Source organism: Exiguobacterium sp. UBA7533, assembly GCF_002479335.1.
Lineage (GTDB): Bacteria > Bacillota > Bacilli > Exiguobacteriales > Exiguobacteriaceae > Exiguobacterium_A.
In genome coordinates, this window is the sequence record NZ_DLMP01000011.1 from 116,961 (window position 1) to 137,167 (window position 20,207).

22 protein-coding genes, 1 tRNA gene and 1 riboswitch are annotated in these 20,207 nt (G+C 44.1%); of the genes, 8 read left to right on the top strand and 15 right to left on the bottom strand.

Annotated elements, in window-relative coordinates; genetic code table 11:
• Window positions 1-24: 24 nt before the first annotated feature.
• The 7 genes from B2U10_RS12120 to B2U10_RS12150 all read right to left on the bottom strand — a co-directional run bounded on the left by B2U10_RS12120 (window position 25) and on the right by B2U10_RS12150 (window position 6,318).
• On the bottom strand, window positions 25-393 hold the full coding sequence (locus B2U10_RS12120; RefSeq protein ID WP_035412491.1) for an ArsR/SmtB family transcription factor: 369 nt from the start codon (window positions 391-393) through the stop codon (window positions 25-27).
• Window positions 394-451: 58 nt separating this feature from the next.
• Window positions 452-793, bottom strand: a complete 342-nt coding sequence (locus B2U10_RS12125; protein ID WP_235514032.1) for a hypothetical protein — start codon at window positions 791-793, stop codon at window positions 452-454.
• 113 nt (window positions 794-906) lie between these two features.
• Window positions 907-1,545, bottom strand: coding sequence for a thiamine phosphate synthase (gene thiE, locus B2U10_RS12130; RefSeq protein ID WP_035412485.1), 639 nt, complete (start codon window positions 1,543-1,545; stop codon window positions 907-909).
• Entirely contained in the window at window positions 1,535-2,302 is a 768-nt protein-coding gene (gene thiM / locus B2U10_RS12135; protein ID WP_290787980.1) for a hydroxyethylthiazole kinase, read from the bottom strand. Before thiM ends, thiE begins: the two co-directional genes overlap by 11 nt.
• Window positions 2,283-3,086: a bifunctional hydroxymethylpyrimidine kinase/phosphomethylpyrimidine kinase gene (thiD, locus tag B2U10_RS12140; RefSeq protein ID WP_056063516.1), complete on the bottom strand. Its 804-nt coding sequence runs from the start codon at window positions 3,084-3,086 to the stop codon at window positions 2,283-2,285. The genes thiM and thiD overlap by 20 nt, the downstream gene beginning before the upstream one ends.
• Window positions 3,087-3,202: 116 nt before the next feature.
• Window positions 3,203-3,313, bottom strand: a riboswitch (TPP riboswitch).
• 64 nt (window positions 3,314-3,377) lie between these two features.
• The gene (locus tag B2U10_RS12145; RefSeq protein ID WP_035412479.1) at window positions 3,378-4,655 is read right to left on the bottom strand and encodes a murein hydrolase activator EnvC family protein; all 1,278 of its coding nucleotides are present in this window, start codon (window positions 4,653-4,655) and stop codon (window positions 3,378-3,380) included.
• 202 nt (window positions 4,656-4,857) lie between these two features.
• Window positions 4,858-6,318: a murein hydrolase activator EnvC family protein gene (locus B2U10_RS12150; RefSeq protein ID WP_290754057.1), complete on the bottom strand. Its 1,461-nt coding sequence runs from the start codon at window positions 6,316-6,318 to the stop codon at window positions 4,858-4,860.
• A 264-nt stretch (window positions 6,319-6,582) separates the two neighbouring features.
• On the opposite strand from B2U10_RS12150, the gene mce reads away from it, so the two are divergent.
• The gene (gene mce / locus B2U10_RS12155; RefSeq protein ID WP_035412473.1) at window positions 6,583-6,993 is read left to right on the top strand and encodes a methylmalonyl-CoA epimerase; all 411 of its coding nucleotides are present in this window, start codon (window positions 6,583-6,585) and stop codon (window positions 6,991-6,993) included.
• Between the two features lie 47 nt (window positions 6,994-7,040).
• Here mce and B2U10_RS12160 read toward each other — a convergent pair whose 3' ends face one another.
• From B2U10_RS12160 to B2U10_RS12180, 5 genes are all read right to left on the bottom strand, one after another.
• The gene (locus B2U10_RS12160; protein ID WP_035412470.1) at window positions 7,041-7,553 is read right to left on the bottom strand and encodes a type 1 glutamine amidotransferase domain-containing protein; all 513 of its coding nucleotides are present in this window, start codon (window positions 7,551-7,553) and stop codon (window positions 7,041-7,043) included.
• A gap of 27 nt (window positions 7,554-7,580) precedes the next feature.
• Complete coding sequence (locus B2U10_RS12165; protein WP_197026247.1) at window positions 7,581-7,754, bottom strand: hypothetical protein; 174 nt, start codon at window positions 7,752-7,754, stop codon at window positions 7,581-7,583.
• A gap of 27 nt (window positions 7,755-7,781) precedes the next feature.
• Entirely contained in the window at window positions 7,782-8,216 is a 435-nt protein-coding gene (locus B2U10_RS12170) for an organic hydroperoxide resistance protein (protein WP_035412467.1), read from the bottom strand.
• Window positions 8,217-8,391: 175 nt separating this feature from the next.
• The gene (locus tag B2U10_RS12175) at window positions 8,392-9,729 is read right to left on the bottom strand and encodes a hemolysin family protein (protein WP_290787985.1); all 1,338 of its coding nucleotides are present in this window, start codon (window positions 9,727-9,729) and stop codon (window positions 8,392-8,394) included.
• Window positions 9,730-9,921: 192 nt separating this feature from the next.
• Window positions 9,922-10,404 carry a DUF456 domain-containing protein gene (locus B2U10_RS12180; protein WP_035412760.1) on the bottom strand — a complete coding sequence of 161 codons (483 nt, stop codon included), beginning with the start codon at window positions 10,402-10,404 and terminating at the stop codon, window positions 9,922-9,924.
• A 279-nt stretch (window positions 10,405-10,683) separates the two neighbouring features.
• On the opposite strand from B2U10_RS12180, the gene B2U10_RS12185 reads away from it, so the two are divergent.
• Window positions 10,684-12,168 (top strand): aldehyde dehydrogenase family protein, encoded by a 1,485-nt coding sequence (locus B2U10_RS12185; RefSeq protein ID WP_290787988.1) that lies wholly within the window; start codon window positions 10,684-10,686, stop codon window positions 12,166-12,168.
• A gap of 60 nt (window positions 12,169-12,228) precedes the next feature.
• The gene (locus B2U10_RS12190; protein ID WP_290787991.1) at window positions 12,229-12,618 is read left to right on the top strand and encodes a tautomerase family protein; all 390 of its coding nucleotides are present in this window, start codon (window positions 12,229-12,231) and stop codon (window positions 12,616-12,618) included.
• 109 nt (window positions 12,619-12,727) lie between these two features.
• Here the strand turns inward: B2U10_RS12190 and yidD are convergent, their stop codons facing one another.
• Window positions 12,728-13,012, bottom strand: coding sequence for a membrane protein insertion efficiency factor YidD (gene yidD / locus B2U10_RS12195; RefSeq protein WP_035412458.1), 285 nt, complete (start codon window positions 13,010-13,012; stop codon window positions 12,728-12,730).
• Window positions 13,013-13,116: 104 nt separating this feature from the next.
• Between yidD and B2U10_RS12200 the strand changes: the two genes are divergently transcribed.
• From B2U10_RS12200 to B2U10_RS12215, 4 genes are all read left to right on the top strand, one after another.
• Complete coding sequence (locus B2U10_RS12200; protein WP_035412456.1) at window positions 13,117-14,082, top strand: quinone oxidoreductase family protein; 966 nt, start codon at window positions 13,117-13,119, stop codon at window positions 14,080-14,082.
• A gap of 149 nt (window positions 14,083-14,231) precedes the next feature.
• A complete protein-coding gene (locus B2U10_RS12205) occupies window positions 14,232-16,550 on the top strand; it encodes a YhgE/Pip domain-containing protein (RefSeq protein ID WP_290787994.1) in 2,319 nt (772 codons plus the stop codon).
• Entirely contained in the window at window positions 16,537-17,091 is a 555-nt protein-coding gene (locus tag B2U10_RS12210) for a TetR/AcrR family transcriptional regulator (protein WP_290787997.1), read from the top strand. The genes B2U10_RS12205 and B2U10_RS12210 overlap by 14 nt, the downstream gene beginning before the upstream one ends.
• A 445-nt stretch (window positions 17,092-17,536) precedes the next feature.
• Window positions 17,537-17,815: a hypothetical protein gene (locus B2U10_RS12215; protein WP_056063494.1), complete on the top strand. Its 279-nt coding sequence runs from the start codon at window positions 17,537-17,539 to the stop codon at window positions 17,813-17,815.
• Window positions 17,816-17,851: 36 nt separating this feature from the next.
• Here B2U10_RS12215 and B2U10_RS12220 read toward each other — a convergent pair whose 3' ends face one another.
• Window positions 17,852-18,586, bottom strand: a complete 735-nt coding sequence (locus B2U10_RS12220) for a metallophosphoesterase family protein (RefSeq protein ID WP_290788000.1) — start codon at window positions 18,584-18,586, stop codon at window positions 17,852-17,854.
• A gap of 370 nt (window positions 18,587-18,956) precedes the next feature.
• Between B2U10_RS12220 and B2U10_RS12225 the strand changes: the two genes are divergently transcribed.
• The gene (locus B2U10_RS12225; protein WP_290788004.1) at window positions 18,957-19,979 is read left to right on the top strand and encodes a PTS transporter subunit IIC; all 1,023 of its coding nucleotides are present in this window, start codon (window positions 18,957-18,959) and stop codon (window positions 19,977-19,979) included.
• Window positions 19,980-20,076: 97 nt separating this feature from the next.
• On the opposite strand, the gene B2U10_RS12230 is transcribed toward B2U10_RS12225, so the two are convergent.
• A tRNA-Val gene (locus B2U10_RS12230) sits at window positions 20,077-20,149 on the bottom strand.
• Between the last annotated feature and the right edge of the window lie 58 nt (window positions 20,150-20,207).

Consider the following 20,207-nt stretch of genomic DNA (forward strand, 5'->3'; position numbering starts at 1 on the left):
GCGCTTTTCGTTTACTCTAAAAAATTATTCAGATACTGCTTTTCCCTCTTGTACATGCTCCATCGCCATATGAACAAGCGACGACACATGATGGTCATCTAAAGAATAATACACGACTTTTCCATCTTTACGAAACTTGACGAGCCCTTGTTTCAACAGGGAGCGAAGATGATGAGATGCTGTCGCAATCGAGCAGTCGACAGAAGCAGAGACGTCACAAACGCACAATTCCTCTTCGATCGTCAACGCATAAACGATTCGTAGTCGTGTCGCATCTGAAAGGATCTTAAATAATTTTCCGATTTCAAGCGTCGGAATCGTATCAACGACTTGTCCAATCTCAGACGCACGCTGTTCATCAATAGCAATCGTTTCACAACGGGGAATGTCCATGTCCGTCACCTCGTTTCTATTTCTATATTGCACCATGAGAAACAGGACATTTGCAAGTTCAGCGCATCCGCCTACGAATGAGCCAAAATACAAACCATCCCCCTACGTAATCACCGATATCCCAAACGATTCGATTTTGATCGACCGCACGTACACCGATATCGATGATCTTCGTACTCTCCAATCGATTCCTATAACGCTTACGTAATCGAGCAGGAATCGGGAGACGAAGCAGTATTCGATAATAGATGTCTAAGTGGGTGTGTCCCCAAATTTCTGTAGCGATCGAACTTGTCTTGATATACAACGGACGTTTGTAGCGTCTTTCATACTTTTCCTTCAGCAAGAGAGCCATTTCATAAGATACACGATTAGGACGCGGAAATAAAATTTTCCCCAAATGGTAGATCCCCCGATTATCCACGCGAATGATTTGTGGTTCCAATCGATACCGGATCCAATAGCCCCGAAAACGGATCATCTGCCATTTCAATACAATCACCTCTGAACGGATTATACCCTGTTCTGAAGAGATTGATGCCATTCCCATACAGCATCTGTCATATGTTGTGCAGCACGTCGTCGATCTTCTTTAGCAAAAATTTCCGAGATGACCGCATATCCTTCTAATGGGATAGGAAGAGAAGCGACATTCGTTGCCGTAATTCCACCAATGCCGATTAAAGGTAAGCGCACGGCTTCGCGAATCGCTTGAAGCATCGTGTGTGACATCGAGTCGGCGTCTGCTTTCGATGACGTCGCAAATAGAGAACCTACACCTAAATAAGATGCTCCATCTCGTTCTGCTTCAATCGCTTGCGCGACGGTTGCTACCGATACGCCGATCACAGTGTTCGGTAAGAGACGGCGCGCTGCGGTTAGAGGAATATCTTCTTGTCCGATATGCAAACCAGCTCCGACAAGTAACGCAATATCAATTCGGTCATTGATAATCAAAGGAACATCATGACGATCCGTCAATCTCTTTAACCGGACTGCCTGTTCGAAGAATTCCTTTCCCTGCGCTGTTTTTTCCCGTAATTGTATAATCGTTGCACCACCTAAAATCGCTTCTTCAACGACCGTTTCGATTGCAACTCCCGGATGATATCGACGATCTGTCACCGCATAAATGGAATAATCAATTGACATGTTCTACCACCTCCATCAAATCTTGCTCCGTCATCAGACTGATTGCATTGAACAACTCTCGTTTGAAATTACCTAGACCTTTTTCTGATGCTGCCTGTCCTCCTGCTTTTCCCATGATAAATGTTCCGTGGACTGCTGCCTCAAACGCAGAATATCCTGCACCAAGAAAACTCGCAATCAAAGAAGCTGTCATACACCCCGTACCTGTGACGTCTCCGAGACGCGGCGTACCTACTTGTAGTTCCACTTCGCGCATGCCATCCGTGATGTAGTCGATTGGACCTGTGACGACAATGACGGACTTTTGTTTACGAGCGAATGCACGAATGATTTCTCGATCCATGATCTCATCACTAGCAGCATCGACTCCTTTTGTTCGTCCATTCTCCCCAAGCAATGTCTTGATTTCTGAAGCATTTCCTTTAACGACCGTACATCCGAGTCTACTCAATTCTTTTGAAAAGGACGTACGCAATGATGTAGCTCCCGCTCCAACTGGATCAAGGATGATCGGAACGTTCAAGCGTCTCGCTTCGCTTGCGGCGAGTCGTTGAGCTGCTTGCATGTCTGCATCAATTGTTCCAATGTTCAAGACAAGAGCTTGCGCAAGTCGAACCATCTCTTCCACTTCGCGAATATCCTCCGCCATGACTGGAGATGCGCCAACGGCGAGTGTGACATTGGCGCAATCATTGATCGTGACTGTGTTCGTCAAATGATGAATGAGTGGTTTGTGTTTAAGAATGGTCGTAAACATGTGTATCCCTCCAAAGTGAATGAAAATGATGTGTCGGTCCAATCCCTTGTCCGAGAGCAAATCCATGACGAATCGCCTCTGTAACATACTTCTTGGCCTGACGTACACTGTCCGGTAAAGCTTCTCCAAGTGCCATCCGTGCCGCAATCGCTGCAGATAAGGTACAGCCTGTTCCATGAGTATGTTGATTATCTAACCGATCTGATGTGAAACGGTATTCCTCTTGCCCGTCCCATAATAAATCCGTGGCAGCTCCCGGTAGATGTCCACCTTTTAGCAAGACGGCTCCAGTCTTCATAGCCAACTGATGCATCGCCAGTCGCATCTCCTCTAGATTAGTAACTGACTGCCCTGTTAAGCGCTCTGCTTCCGGTAAATTTGGTGTGACGAGTGTCGCAAGTGGCAGTAACTCCGCGATTAGTGCTTCCTCTGCCTCCGTCCGCAATAGGGCATGCCCGCCTTTTGCGACCATGACAGGGTCTAGTATGATCGGAACTGTCTGTTTGCGAAGATGTGTTGCAATGACGTGAATCGTTTGTGCATTCGAGACCATACCGATTTTGATAGCATCCACACGAATATCTGAAAAGATTGAAGCTAATTGGGCATCAACGATTTCCGATGATAACTCTTCTACTGCTTGAACGCCCAGTGTATTTTGAGCCGTTACCGCCGTCAAAACACTCATCCCATAAACGCCCAATGCCGAAAATGTCTTTAAATCTGCCTGAATTCCAGCTCCACCACCGGAGTCAGATCCCGCAATCGTCAATACATGTTTCATATTTTTCTCACCTTTCCATCGAGCAATGTAAGGGAGTTGTTACCGACAAAAAAAAGCGTCGACCGCTGTAAAAAAGCAGTCGACGCTATACGAAATCGTTATCCAACCATTTCGGTATTCGTTCGGCTCAACTTTCCTACGCTGGTATTATCCAGTTCAGGTAATAGGGTCGAAAACAGATTGGTTTTCCTCTCAGCCGGATTCCTCCAGCTCCCCTAGTTGCTCAAGTATTCATTTCGCCTTAACTGTAGCATAGCGGCAAGAAAAAAACGAGCCGAAGCTCGTTTTGAATTATAGGTATGCTAATGGATTAACTGCATTCAGAGGAGAAGAGGCACTGTACTGATAGCCTCCGACATGTAGTTCGAAATGCAAGTGTGGTCCTGTTGAATTCCCAGTACTACCAAGTGTTCCAACTTGCTGACCTTGAGAAACTGTTTGTCCTGCATGAACAGATAATGAACTCATATGAGCGTAGACTGTCGTATAGACTTTCCCGTCAAGGAAGTGAGAAATCATGACGTGATTTCCATAAGGCCCACCACCTGAAGCTGTAATGACCGTTCCAGCTGCTGCTGCGACGATTGGTGAGCCGACCGAACCACTGAAATCGACACCATTATGGAACGTATAGCCGTTCGCACCGCTTGCTGGTCCAAACCCTTGTGATACGCCACCAGAAGATGGACGAACGAATTTCCCACCGCTCGAAACAACGGGTGGGGCAACTGAAGTAGGTGATTCTGAACTCTTACCTGCTTGTTTTGCTGCTTGAGCATTCGCTTTAGCGGCTTTTTCAGCTGCTGCTTTCTCGGCTGCTGCTCTTTCAGCCGCTGCTTTAGCTGCTGCCTTCGCTGCCGCAATCGCACGTTCTTGAGCTTCAAGTGTGGCTTGTAGTTCTTTCGCGTCTAGAAGTTCTGTCGTAAACTTCGTCTTACCTTTTCGTAATTTTTTAAGCGTAGCACTGCGTTCTTTCATTTGAACTTTCAACGCTTTTTTTTGTTCGATTAATGTTTTCTTCTCTTCAACCTGCTCCGCCTTTTTTTCAACGAGCGCTTGTTTTGCTTCCGCTAGCTTTTGTTGGGTTGCGATGTAATCCGAAATCATTTTATCATCTTGCTCCGCGATTTTTTTCCCTGCCATGACACGACTAAATAAATCACCTAAATCCTTCGATCCAAAAATGACTTCTTCCCATTTGATTGAGTTTCCATCGTTTTCTTGGAAGACACGTAGACGATCACCGAGTAGTTCTTCTTGTTTTTTCAACATCTCTTCGTAGCGAACGATGTCTGCTTTTAATTCATCAATTCGCAAATTCAATTTCTCGATTTGTTTATTTTTTTCGGAAATCTGAAAAATCTTTTCGTTGATCGCTGCATCGATTCGATTGATTTGACGTTGTTCTTTCGAAATTTTCGACTCTTGTTTTTTAATTGCTTTTTCTAATTTACGTTGTTCTGCGGCATTTTCAGCCTTTTTTTCTTTGATCGTTGCTGCCGCAATTGGTTGTGTTCCTGTTATAAGTAATGCTCCTAAAACAATGGTAGAAATTAGTTTTTTTAGCATATATCGTTTTCCTCACTTATGTTTTTCATATTTTATTATAGTATTCAAGTTTCTCTCATATCTGAAATAGATTATAGCACCCTAATCGTTTCAAAAAAATTTCATTTACATTTCAAATGAAAACGTTTTTTTGTAATATAATCATTTATTTTTTGAAAATCGCAAAAAAAGAACCGCTGCATAAGCAACGATTCTTTACTGTTTAAAACATCGTCATTGGGTTCACTGAGCTAGCTGGACCAGTTGCACTATAGCTGTATCCACCGACGTGGATTTCAAAGTGTAAGTGTGGACCAGTTGAATTCCCAGTACTTCCACGTAAACCGATTTGTTCACCTTGACTGACGCGTTGACCTGCGTGAGCATTGAGTGCGCTCATATGAGCATACAATGTTGTGTACGTTTTACCGTTTAATTGGTGAGCAATCATGATGTGGTTTCCGTAAGGACCACCACCTGATGCTGTAATGACTGTTCCTGTTGCAGCTGCAACGATTGGAGTTCCAACCGGACCACCAAAGTCGATCCCGTTATGGAACGTATAACCGTTTTCTCCACCTGCTGAGCCATAGCCTTGCGTGACAGCCCCAACCGTTGGATGGATGAACAGACCACCGGATGATGGTGACGGTTTAGGTGTCGCAGGTGCTGACGGTGTTGGCGCAGCTGGTGCTGGCGCAGCTGGTGCTGGCGCAGGTGTAGATGCTTTTGGAGTCGATTGTTTCGTCGAACCAGAAGGTTTCGCTGCTTGCGACGCTTTCTCTTGTGCTGCCTGCTGAGCCGCTGCTTCTTTAGCTGCTTGTTGCTCAGCTTCTTTTTGAGCCGCTGCTTGAGCTGCTTCAGCTTCTGCTCGCGCTTTTGCTTCACGTGCTGCTTGAGCTTGACGCTCTTTTTCGATACGTGCTTCACGTTCACGTGCTGCCTTTTCAGCTGCAATCGCTTTTTCTTGAGCAATCAGAATTTGCTGGACTTCTTTTGCATCCATCAATTGTGTTTCAAATTTCTCTTTTTTCTTACGTAATTCTTTTAAGCGTTTGTTTCGCTCTTTTAATTGCGATTCAAGTTCTGCTTGTTGGCGTTTCAATTCTTGCTTTTCAACAACCAATTGTGCTTTCTTGTCTTTCACTTCTTGTTGTGCATCCGCTAATTGCTTTTGCGTATTTTGATAATCCGTGATCATTTTATCATCTTGCTTTGAAATCGATTTTCCGGCCATGACACGGCTAACGAGGTCACCGACGTTTTTTGCCCCAAAAATGACTTCTTCCCATTTAATCGAGTTCCCGTCATTTTCTTGCATGACACGAAGACGATCCCCAAGTAGTTTTTCTTGGCGTTTTAATTTCGCTTTATACTTTTCGATTTCTTTTCCAAGTTGAACGATTTCTCGTTCCGTCGCCTTAATTTGACGATCTTTCGTTTCGACAGCAAAGATCTTTTCATTCAAGGCTTCGTCTAATCGATTGACTTCTTGTTGCGTCTTAGAAATTTTTTGACCCTCCTGATTAACGGAAGACTCTAAGTTTTTTTGTTTTTTAGCATTGTCTTGTTGCTGTTGTTCGTTTTTAGCTTTCTGTTCACTTAAATCGTCAGCTGCTGCAAAATGAGGTGCTGATGAAAGAACTAGTGCGGAAACGATGAGCGACGCGAACGTTTTTTTCATGTAGTATTCCCTCTTTTTCTCTAGTAGTATGTCGATGCATTATATGGAATAACAGTTACGTTAAAATTAAATTCTATAATAGTTTTTCTTATTTATAGGAACGTTTTTGATTATAGCATTCATTCCTCTTCCATAATATTTCAGTGATATTTCATTTTAAATAAATTGTTCCTCTTCTATGTAATAGAAAATGATGGAAAACAGCTTCCCATTGCAACTTTGATTCATTTTTGGGAAACTGAAGCGAATGGAGGGAAACATCAGATGAAACTAGATCATACCGGCATCGCCGTTCGCGATATGCAAGAAGCAATCTCATTTTATACAAAAGTACTTGGTGGAACATTAACAAAAGAGTACTCAAACCCCGCACCTGGTGTCGCTTCCAACATCGCCGTCATCGAGTTCGATGATGCGCATATCGAGCTGTTGACACCAACTAGCCAGGATAGTCCAATCGCTCGTTTTTTAAAACAACGTGGAAAAGGAGTCCATCACATTGCCTACCGTGTTGATGATTTAGATCAAGCAATCGCCGAAGCAAAACAACAAGGCTTAACATTTTTAGAAGATACGTATCGAACGACGCCGTTTGGACGACGACTGATTTATATGAACCCTCGTCATTCACATGGGGTTATCACGGAACTCTGTGATTATCCAGAGAACTCATAAAAAAATCAGCACTGCGACAACGCAGTGCTGATTTTTGTTTTATACGATTAGCCGAGTTTTGCAACGATTTCTCGATTGAATGCAGGAATGTCATCCGGTTGTCGACTTGAGATAAAATTATCATCAACGACGACTTCTTCGTCCGCGAAATCTACTCCAGCATTTTCTAGGTCGATGCGAATTGATTTATAACCTGTCATTTTTCTTCCTTTAACGATTTTGGCGTTAATCATCAACTGAGGTCCATGACAGATCGAGAAGATCGGTTTTTTTGACATATCGAATTCTTCGACGAATGAGACGAAACGCTCATCTTCGCGTAGTAAATCTGGTGAAAATCCACCTGGTATCAAAAGGGCATCATAGTCTGCCGCCGATGTCTCATCAATTGAGAGATCAACGGTTACTTTTGCATCTTCCTGTTTACCAACAAGCTCTGCACCTTTTTTGGCACCAATGACAGTAATGTCGTGCCCCGCTTCTTTTAACGCATCAACCGGTCCAGTGAATTCTACATCTTCAAAATGATCGGCGAGTACGACTGCTACTTTTTTAGACATGTGATTCATCTCCCAAGTTGTTTGAATTTAAATCGGATCTTCTCCGCGATCTCGTGGAGAAACCGGATCATCTGGCATCTCGTTTTTCCCTTTTAGGATTTCCTTTTGCTGCTCCTCTGTCAGTTTCCGTTCTTTATCAGACAGACGATCCCGTTCATCTTCCAATTTTTCATTTGGACGATCGGTTTCTTTTGGTGCCATCGAAAACCCTCCTTAAGGATGCATTTCTTATAACGAATCGACGACTTTAACAGAAAGGTCAACATCGATGTTGCCACGAGTCGCTTTTGAATACGGGCAGAAATTGTGTGTCTTCTCAAGTAGTTCTTCTGCTTCTTCTTGCGATACCCCAACGACTTCGACGACGAGTTTCGCCGCAATTTTCACACCGTTATCCGCTTCGTCCTGTAAGAGGCTGACTTCTGAATTCGTCCGCGTCTCGACTCGTTTTTTCGCTTGGCGCGCCATCAAATTGTAGGCACCATCAAAACAAGCGGCATATCCTGCTGCGAATAACTGTTCCGGGTTTGATGTCGGAATGTCTTCTTTGCCTTTTGTTCCAGGCATGACTAAATCAAGATTAATGACGTTATCATCTGAAGCGACTTTCCCGTCGCGACCACCGACTGCAGATGCGCGTGAAGTAAGAATGACGTTTGACATGATAGAAAACCCCTTTTCCTGTTGAATTAAAAAAGACTTTTTTGCCACATAAACAGTAATACCCGTCACTGGCGGAGATAAACACAAGGAGTGTTCAATCCCTTTACCCTGCCATTCTTTCAATAACGAAAAAAGACGATGAACTTAATGTCCATCGTCTTTTGATTTTGCTATTTTATCCGATATCCTCTGCTGCAACTTCTTCTTGATCAGGCAATTGAAGATAAATCGACTTCACTTGGTGGTTATCGACTTCCATGACCTTGATCGTATACGCTTGATAGCGGAATTCTTGACCACTTGATACTTCTGTATCCTGTGCCATGACCCAACCACCAATCGTATCAATATCTTCTTCTTCGATACCTAGGTTAAAGCGTTCATTTAAGTCATCAATCAAGACACGACCTGAAATCCGGTATAATCGCTCATGAATCTGTTCGATATCCGCTTTCTCATCTTTATCGAATTCATCTCGGATTTCTCCGACGATTTCCTCCAATATGTCTTCCATTGTGATGACACCAGCTGTCCCTCCGTATTCATCAATGACGAGTGCCATTGGCGTCCGTTCCACTTGCATCTTCAGCATCGCGTCTTGAAGAGGTGAATACTCGGATACGATCGGCAAGTTGTGGATATAATAACTTAATGCTTTCCCCTTGTTCGCCATATGGTCCGTAAATAATTGTTTTGCATTGATGAAGCCAAGTATTTTATCCTTATCTCCTTCTTCCGCTACCGGATAACGTGTGAACTGATACTCTTCAACGAGACGAATAATGTCCTCCATCGATGCATCGTTCGAAATCGTGATTAAATCTGTCCGCGGTAACATGATGTCTTTCGCGATCCGCTCATCGAACGAGAAGATATTTTGCATGTAGGAAAGTTCAGTCTGGTTGATTTCTCCACTCTTGTAACTCTGCGTCATGATGATTTTAATTTCTTCTTCCGAGTGAACTTCTTCGTGACCAGCAGGTTCAACACCAAACAAACGAAGAATGACCCGGGCTGAACCGTTCAATGTCCAAATGAAAGGTTTCATGACCTTACCGAACCAATAAAGCGGTGGTGCGAGTAACATCGTGATGGCTTCCGTCTTTTGAATAGCCAAGGACTTAGGAGCTAGTTCTCCAAGCACGACATGAAGAAACGTTACAATTGAGAATGCAAGGACGAACGAAATGATCGTCGAAACGGAGTTTGGGATGTCGATTTCTTCGAACAACATACTGAGAATCGCACCTACCGTCGATTCTCCTAACCACCCGAGACCAAGCGCTGTCACGGTAATTCCAAGTTGACAGGCTGATAAATAATAATCCAAATTCTCAAGCAGCCTTTTCGCTACTTTCGCAGTCTTGCTTCCTTCTGTAATCAACTGATCGATTCGAGACATTCGCATTTTGACGACCGAAAATTCGGCGGCAACAAAAAAAGCGGTTAAAATGATGAGTAGTGCAATGACGAGTAGTCGAATAATGATCGTCGTCGTGTCGAATGTCTCCATTGAGTGTGTACTGTCCAATCGTTTCCCCGAAGAAAGGGGATTCACCTCCATTAATATAAAGCCAGATGCAAAGGCATCTGGTCGTTTACAGCAAAAAGAAGCTTTATTCTTTCAAAGCTTCCTTACTTTTTCATATTCATACTATAACGGAACTTTTGCAAAATGTGTACTTGAAGACACGATTTCAATCGGTCAGACCACGTATAGGATGAAGATTACAATCATGAGCAACATCGCGATTCCCTTTAACAACGCACTTGATAAGATACCGAGAACCGTACCGATTCCTACTGAAACGGCTGTTTGCCATGTTTTTTTACTAATGATTTTTTCCGTCAAGATGGCAAAGACGAACGGGAAAATCAATAGTCCGATTCCTGGTAAAATAAACGGTCCAGCAATCAATCCCACTGTCGTCGCGATTTTAGCCGCTTGAGATCCTCCCCGTCGATCAACAGTGTAGGCGCTGACGAGATAATCCAGTGTGAACAAGAGAATGATGAAAATCGCTTGAATCACCCAAAAACTAATCGATAATTCAGAGAAACCGAATCCGAATCCATAAATCAAAAAGCCTACTACTAAAATCGGCGCACTTGGGATGATCGGATATACGAGTCCTGCAAAAGCGACGAGAAAACACACGACGATTAGACTCCATAATAAAATTGTCACTTCCATCCCTCCCTTCTTCTAAAGTTCTTGCTTTTATTACGAACGTGAAGAGGCAAAGGTTTCATCAAGCGCTTGTTTCAATCGTCCTTCTAAAAAAGAACGATCCCACTCATTTTTATAGCATTATATTGATTAAATTCCTGGTTTAAAGTTCTTTAAAACCCGCTTGACTGACTGATTTTGAGCAATATGTTTGGTAGAAGTGTATGGATGTGTTTTACTTCTTTTCATAACGTGAATAACTTAATTGTTATAATAACGAATGGAGGATGAAATGAGATGGCTCAACAAAACGAAGCTACATTGCATACGGATTTTACGAAGATTTATATTGACGGTCAGTGGCGCACAGGCGCAAGTGACAGCAACATGACGAACACAAATCCATTCACTGGAGAAGAGCTCTTTACGATCTCTGCCGCGAACCAACAAGATTTAGATGACGCGTATGAAGCGGCTCAAGTTGCTCAAAAAGACTGGGCGAAAGTTCCTGCCTTAAAACGCCAAGGTCTCATCGAAAACTTCCTGAAGGTGTTGTACGAAGAAAAAGAGACTATCATCGATTGGCTAATCAAAGAGTCAGGAAGTACACGTATTAAAGCGGAAGGTGAATTCCTTGCCTCAGTCTTGATCGTAAAGGAAGCTGCTACCTTCCCATTACGGATGCACGGTGAAATTCGTCCATCGGTCGTACCAGGCAAAGAAAACCGAATCTATCGTAAAGCACTTGGCGTCATCGGTGTCATCAGTCCATGGAACTTCCCGTTCCACTTAGCTGTGCGGTCGATCGCTACTGCTATCGCTATTGGGAATGCAGTCGTCGTTAAACCGGCAACAGACACACCTGTCTCAGGCGGTTTAATTTTTGCTAGCCTGTTTGAAAAAGCTGGATTACCAAAAGGTGTTTTAAATGTTATCGTCGGTCGTGGTTCAGAAATCGGTGACGCCATCGTCGAACACCCTGTCCCACGCTTGATTTCCTTTACAGGATCAACTGAAGTCGGTCGCCACATCGGAGAACTTGCCGGTAAACACCTGAAGAAAACAGCGCTTGAACTTGGCGGAAACAACGTCTTCGTCGTACTTGATGATGCTGATCTCGATCGTGCGGTTGAATCTGCTGTCTACAGCAAGTTCTATCATCAAGGTCAAATCTGTATGTCGACGAACCGAATTCTTGTCGCTTCTTCGATTCATGATGAGTTCGTCGAAAAATACGTTGCTCGTGTGAAAGAATTAAAGTATGGTGATCCATCACATGACCGGACACAAGTCGGACCACTCATCAATCAATCACAAGTCGAACGCATCCTTGAAGATCTTGAAAAAACAAAAGCTGCCGGTGCAACCGTTCGTGTAGGTGGAGAAGCAAAAGACAACGTCATTGCGCCAACTGTCGTCACAGGCGTCACGAACGATATGCCGCTTGCTAAAAATGAAATTTTTGGACCAGTTGCCGTCATCATCCCATTCGATACAGATGAAGAGGCACTTGAAATCGCAAACTCTCTTCCATACGGATTGAGTGGTGCAGTGCACGGTTCATCTATTGAACGTGCGACCGCTTTTGCACTGGAAGTCGAGACAGGTATGATTCACATCAACGACCAATCGGTCAACGATGAGCCACATATGCCATTTGGTGGTGAAAAAGATTCAGGACTTGGTCGCTTTAACGGTGAATGGGTACTTGAAGAATTCTCAACTGTACAATGGTTGTCCGTCATGCATGATCGACGCCAATACAAACCATTCTTTGAATAAATAATCGAGAGCAGGGAACTCTTCCCTGCTCTACATACTTAAAAAAGGAGCTGAACGGTTATGCCATTATTACGATTCGACATCATTGAAGGACGTTCTGAAGAAGAGTTGAACGTGTTACTCAACACTGCACATGACGCGATGGTCGAAGCATTCGACGTGCCGGAACGTGATCGGTATCAAATCGTGCATACACACAAAGCCCACGAAATGGTCATTCAAGATACAGGTCTTGGTTTTAAGCGGAGTAAAGATATCGTCCTTATCAGTGTGACAAGTAAAACGCGGACGAAAGAGAAGAAGCAACGTCTCTATCAATTGCTCGCTGAACGATTAGAAGCAAATTGTGGACTTGCTCCGACTGATTTAATGGTTTCAATCGTCGAAAATGATGCGGCGGACTGGAGTTTCGGTCTCGGTGAAGCACAGTTTTTAACAGGTAAACTATGAGCGTTCAACAAATGAAACAATTAAAGGGGGGGGGTGTTACCGATGATTTCCGGTAACACCCCCCCTTTTTCTTCATTCATTAAACTATTAACATAAACCCTAACATGACTTATTCCACAGTGACTTCGACCTTCTCACGGGGATTTTCTCGCTGTAACGGCGCTTTCCAACTAAACTGATCAGGTTCTGGAACGAAATCGAGACCTCCTGGATGAAACGGTTGGCAACGGAGCAAACGGCGTGTCGTCAAATAACTCCCTTTTACTGCACCATGACGTTCAATTGCCTCCATCCCGTAATGGGAACACGTCGGATAGAATCGACATGTGGCTGGTTTCATGGGAGAAATGACTTTTTGATAAAAGCGAATGCCTCCCATTAAGACACGTTTCATAACGTCCCTTCTTTCTTCTTTTTTTCTAGTGTAACGCATCTGTCCATCATTTTCAGATGTTCTGCTTTATACTATAAGCAGATTTAAAAGAAGGATGTGTTGAGATGAAGGCATTAACATTCCACGAATTCGGAGGTTCTGATGTATTACGCTTCGAAGACGTGCCAACGCCAACAATCAGCGAACAGGAAGTTCTGATTGAAATGAAAGCGATCGGTCTGAATTTTGCAGATATTTATCGTCGAAAAGGAAACTATCATTTAGAAGGACAGCCTCCCTATATTTTAGGTTACGAAGGAGCAGGAGTCATCACCGCAATCGGTGCAGCCGTTTCAACGTTCCATGTAGGTCAACGGATTGCTTTTGCGGACGTTCCGCTTGCGAACGCTGAGTACGTGGCGGCACCCGTTGATAAATTGATTCCGCTTCCTGACGGTATCTCATACGAAACAGCAGCTTCTGTCTTATTACAAGGATTGACGGCACATTATTTGACTCGCGACAGTTATCACGTTCAACCAGGAGATACCGTCTTAGTTCACGCTGCTGCCGGTGGCGTGGGGCAATTACTGACACAACTCATTCGTTTACTTGGTGCAACTCCGATTGGCTTAACTTCTTCTCCCGATAAGGCACAGATCGCAAAAACTGCCGGTTGTGAGTCTGTCTATTTGTACTCAGAGAACTGGGTCGAGCAAGTGCTTACACAAACTTCTGGTAGAGGGGTCGATGTCGTTTATGAGTCTATCGGTTCTACGCTAATGGACAGTTTCCATGTAACGAAAGTACATGGGACCGTCGTCTTCTATGGTATGGCAGGCGGTGATCCCGCACCTGTCGATCCACGTTTTTTAATGGATACATCCAAAACATTAACAGGTGGCGACCTTTGGAATGTGTTAACGTCTTCTGAGGAACGCATCCGCAGATCGGGTGAGCTGTTTGATTGGATTTTATCTAGTCACCTTAACCTGTCCTCTCCGACAATTTTTGCTTTATCTGATGGAAAAGCAGCGCATGACTTTTTAGAAAGCCGACGTAGTACAGGAAAGTTACTGTTAATTCCTTAATCATTTTCTAGAGACGACTCTCCGTGAGTCGTTTTTTTGTGTGAAATTGGAATTATCGATTGATTTTTTATAATGAAGAGAGTAAAGTAAATCTCATCAAAACCTAAAACTCAAATTAGTTTTGAGTTTTAGAAAGGGGATTTGTATTTATGTTTCGCTCAGAATGGAAGAAATTGAAGAGTCCGATGATGATCGTCGTTATTCTCGCCCTCATCCTCGTACCGTTTCTTTACAACTCCATCTTCTTATCTGCATTCTGGGACCCGTACGGTCGTACAGAAGATATTAAGGTAGCTATCGTCAACGAAGATCAGGCGACAAAGTTTAAAGGAGAGAAAGTCGACATCGGGGATCAATTCGTCGATAAACTCAAAAAAAATGATGATTTTGATTGGCAGTTCTTGTCTCAGGATAAGGCAGAGAAAGAATTGCGTGACGGAAAAGTCTACATGACAGTCGTCATTCCAAAGAATTTTTCTAAAAATGCAACGACACTACTCGATGATCACCCGAAGAAGATTGAGTTAGAATATTACTTGAATCCAGCGAAAAACTACTCGGGAACACAAATTTCGAGTACTGCCGCAAAACAGTTAAACGAAAAAATCCGAAAATCCGTTACGAAACAATATAGTAGTGCTATATTCGGTGCGTTAAAGAAAATCGCAAACGGAATGGAAAAAGCGTCGGACGGTTCCTCTAAACTCGAGGACGGTAACCATAAAACAGCGGATGGCGCTAGAACACTAGCAACAAATCTTGGAAAACTCGCAGATGGCAGTCTGACACTGTCCGAAAAACTCGGGGAAGCGAATCAAGGTTCGAAAAAACTGAGTGATGGTGTCACGACACTCGACGAAAAGACCACCCTCTTCGCTCAAAAAACGGGTGAGCTATCTTCTGGATTGAACACACTCGATGAAAACGGTGGCAATTTACAGGCAGGTGCCGCGCAACTTCAAGAAGGCGCAACAAAACTCAGCGGTGGCTCAACACAGGTACGCCAAGGGGCAGAACAACTGGCTGCGGGTACTGCTCAGCTTAATGAAAAAATTCCTCAGTTGACGGACGGATTAAATCAACTGGATGAAAAAGCACAAGCTGCGAATGCCTTTTTAACACAACTCAATCAAGATGCTGAACAGGCGAAACAGGACTTACGGGCCCGTCGCCAAGCACTTGAGGCAAACGTCGCTCAACTAAAAGAAGTTATTTCTGCTTCTGAACAGTTATCAGATGAAGAAAAACAAACATTACTCGGTTCTATTGGTTCATTAGAAGAAAATATTCAAAGTCTTGCTGCTCAAGAAGGTGCAATTGATCAGAGTCTTGCTCAAGCAACAGAAGCAACGAAGAAAATCGGTCAACTCGCCGCAGGTGGTCAGCAAGTCCAGTCTGCTGTATCGCAACTAAACGCTGGACAATTAAAGCTCGTCGATGGTGCGAAACAAGTCGAGTCTGGCGCACAACAATTAGCTAGTGGACAACAGACGTTCAATGAAAAACTCGGTCAGTATACTGCGGGTGTGCATAAAGCCGCAACAGGCGGTGCCCAACTAGCTGACGGCGCGAACCAACTGTCAGATGGTACACATCAACTTCAAGCTGGGGCTAGCGCGTTGAATAACGGATTAGGACAATTGGCATCTGGTTCTTCTACGATTACAGATGGTATCGGCAAAACGACCGAGGGTGCTTCAAAAATCGCGGATGCCAACACGAAACTTGAAGATGGAGCTAAAACACTGAAGGATGAGCTCAGCAAAGGAGCTAAAGACGCGACGGTCAAGCCGACAAAAGAGCGGGATAATATGCTAGCAGAACCCGTCGTCTTAAAAGAACATGACTATTCGACTGTCAACAATTACGGTTCTGGTTTATCAGCTTATATCCTTAGTATTGCCTTGTTCGCAGGTGCCTTGATGTTCTCTTCGGTCTATCAGATTCGTCCCGAACATGGTGAGAGTCTGACATGGCGCTTCCTCGTCGGTAAATTATCACTTATCTTACCGATTGGCGCATTACAAGGTGTCGCAGCGGCCACAGCCATCGTCTATGTGCTGGATGCTGATGTCGCGAGTGTCCCTGCGCTCTATGGATTCGCTGCCTTGACAGGTATGACGTTCATTACCATTCTGTTCACGCTCGCGATGCTACTCGGTCGCGTCGGACAGTTCCTTGCCTTCTTACTACTCCTTCTTCAAATCGGTGGTAGTGGTGGAACGTTCCCTGTCGAAATGACGCCAGGGTTCTTCCAAGCGATTCACGCTTTCTTACCGATGACATATTCGGTCGGTGGATTCCGCGAAGCGCTTGGACTCGGTGTGACGGATGCCCTCGTATCCAATAGTCAAGTCCTTGCGACCATATTAGTCGTCGCATTAATCATCAGCTTCGTTGGAGGGCTCGGAGCCAAACGGATTCTACTCTCAACGAAAGCGAGACGAAAACAACATGACACAGTCTGATAAAGAAACTTTGATACTCGACTCAGCAATGGCTTGCTTTTCAGAACTCGGTTATAAGGGAACGACGATCGAGCGTGTCGCCCGACGCGCTCATGTCGGAAAACCAACCGTCTATCAATTGTTCGAAAGTAAACTCAATCTGTTTGAATCACTCGTAACACGTGTGTTGCAAGAGATGAAAGAAGAAGCAGAACGCGCTTACATCGAACAGGCGACCGTAGAAGAAAATAAACAAGCAATGATCGACGCCATCGTCTATCATCAGCAACAACACTTATTCATTCTTCAAATCATCGAAGAAACACGCAACTTAAAATTACAAGAGATGCAGGAATTACGGATGCGGATTGAACGACATGTCGTCGAATATATCAAGACATTACTTGAGACTCGTCTTGGTCAAGACGATCGCGACATACCGGTCGATGTCACGGCCTTCCTGATCTTTCGAACGTATATCGCGTTGATCGCCGAATGGCCATCGATTGCGCGTCCACTTGAACTCGATACGATTCGACGTGCCATGTTGCGCGTTCTGTGAATAAAAAACCGCTGATCAATGGTGAACTGCCCCATAAAAGTTGGACATAAAAATCCAACTTTTATGGGGTGTTTTTTATGGTCAAATATACAAAGGCGTTTAAAGTCCAGGTCGCTGAGCGTGTTCTCAGCTTTAGCAAAACATGCGCCACATAATGCTTCCACTCGTAAGCAAGCAACATGACGATCAATCCGATGCAAAAGAATAGCAACATGGACCAACTGAATGGTTGCGAGATGATATACCCACTTATTCCAATCAGTAATACAAGCATGATTAAAATATCTGGAAACAGAAAAAAAGGCGATACATATCTGACATGAATGTCCTCTCCTTTTCCTTCATTACAGCGTTTAGTCGTACGTTCATCGATTCGTCACGTTTTTTCCTGTAAGACATATAGTCATCTTTGCTCCTTCCCTTATACTAAAAAAGGAATGGAGTGATGATCGTTTTGAGTTTATCGACCGGAATCATCTTTGTATTACTCGCTTATACACTTATGTCGCTTTACGACATGTGGCAGGTTTACCGGACAACGAGCAAGCTCTGGATATTTGTTTTATTTCTTGCAACACTGATCAGTCTTGTTCTTGCCTTTTTCGTGGCACCTGTACTTGCACTATTCTTCTACTGGTCACGCCACTCGTTGAAACGAAATATCGGTATCCTGTTACTGATTATCGTCTGCCTCGTCTCAATCATGACGAAACTGTCTGCATGATCGACTTCCTTCATGATCTATTCATGAAGGTTTTTTTCATGATCTATTTCCGAAGAAGAGACGTCGCATCAATTCACGTTCCGGCATTTCTGTTGTATTGAGTACATTTAGAAATGGTCGGTCATCATATGGAATCGTCAGAATCTCCGAACGTATTTGTCCTTTTTCTAAAGTGAGGATTGCTACTGGGGCAAGAGCTGTTTCCTGACACCCGACCGCTCCAGGGTTGATGTACAGCGTTTGATCCGTCTCAACTTGTTGTGCTGGATGGTGGTGACCAAAGCCAATGATTCGCGCCTCATTTCCGGAAAAAAGGACCGGTAAGTTTTCTTTCGTTCCATCCACTGCTGGCTTTAAGGGCTCCTCACCGATTTTCTTCGTCTGATCGGCATAGGCATAATGTGTCAGATACATCATTTGTTCCTGATGGGTGACATTCAATACACGCGGTAAACGCTCCAAATAACTCTGATTCTCCTGCGTCAATGAATCTGCAATCCATTGGTGATGCTCTTTCGCATGTTGGTAACTAGCGGGATAGACATCCCCATGAATCAAAGCAAGGACGCATTCATCATGGTTTCCTGAAATCGTCTGAATATCAGGTCGCTGCCTTAACAAATCGATGACCTCATTATGTTCAGGTCCGATACCGACGATATCACCGAGGCAATATATAGCATCGATGTCTGAAGACTGATCGAGATAGGACAACACGGCACGCAATGCTGAAGCATTCCCGTGAATATCTGTAAAAATCATTACTTTCATGTAAACGCCTCCATTGTTAGTACATTAGGATTTCCCGATGATAGCGTGAATTCCTATTAGATTTAGAGAAAAAATAAATTGTCAGAAAATATTGATTATTGATCAGAAGCATGTTAGGCTTAGAAAAATTCACAGAGAGGGGCACGATCGAATGATTCCGACGCAACAGCCATTTAACCAAGCCGGACGACTGATTATTCTATGCATGAGGGACTGAAAACTTTTCCGATGATGAAACGGAAATGATTTTTGGGCCCTCCTTTCGATGCATCGAATGAGGCGCCCGCACAGAATGAGTGGCGCCTATCCCAAAAATGGATAGGCTTTTTTCATGGCAAAAAATAGAGATAGAGAGATAGATAGAGAGAGGATGACAACGTTGAAAGAATATGCGATGGATCGAATGGTAAAAGTATCAGCTGGAATGGCGAATGCCGTTCTTGTAACACTCGGTGTCGGACTCCTGATTGAGACGCTCGGAAATTTTTTACATATCCAAATGCTACTGACGATTGGCGGCGTCGCAAAAGTACTGCTTGCTCCTGCACTCGGTGCCGGTATCGCCTTTCAGCTCGGAGGAAACACACTTGTCCTGTTCAGCGCGATGATCGCAGCGACGATTGGTGGTGCTGCGCTTCAATCGACTGCTTCTGGACTCGTTCTTGTACCCGGTCAGCCAATCAGTGCGTTACTCGCAGCTGCGGTCGCTGTATACGTTGGAAAACGCATGACTGGAAAAACGAAATTTGACATGATGGTCATCCCGATGAGTGCTGTCCTTGCTGGTGGCGTGACCGGCATCGGTGCTGCTGCCGTAACGACGCCACTCCTTACAAAATTCAGCGCTATGATCACCGCTTCAGTCGAGTCGTCTCCTATTGCTACATCTCTTGTCATTGCACTCATCTTTAGTGTCTTATTGATGTCTCCTGCTTCGTCTGCAGCACTCGCTATTGCTTTGCAGCTTGATCCTGTGGCAAGTGCCGCTGCACTCATTGGCTGTTCCGCTCAATTCGTTGGCTTCACATTGATGGCATATCGTCAGACGGATCCCGGTGGTTTAATTGCTTCATTCTTTGTCACACCTAAAGTACAATTCCCGAATATCGTTAAAAATCCACGTCTTGTCGTTGCACCGTTTCTCGCAGCGATGATTTCAGCTCCTGTAGCGACGCTTCTTCTCTCTTTGAAAGTACCATATGAACTCGCTGGACTCGGTTTAAATTCGATGATTGCGCCACTCAATATCTTCGTCAACCAAGGTCCTCAGGCGTTCCTTATCTTCTTCTTGACTGGTGTCGTTTTACCTGGCGTCTTGACACTCGTCTTCTATCGATTGACGACTGTCGCAGGCTGGACGAAGCGTGGCGATCTTCATCTCGAAATCCAATAAAATAATATTTCTACCTTCCAACTATTCTTGATTGATTTCGGGAATAGTTTTTTTAATGCAAAAAAAATCGTTCCTTCGAAAAGGAACGATTTCGGTATGATTCTGACTGGGCTCGAACCAGCGACCTCTACCCTGTCAAGGTAGCGCTCTCCCAGCTGAGCTACAGAATCATGCTGTGTTGTTACTGGGTATATTTTTATTATAGCAGCATATCGAAAAGTGTAAAGC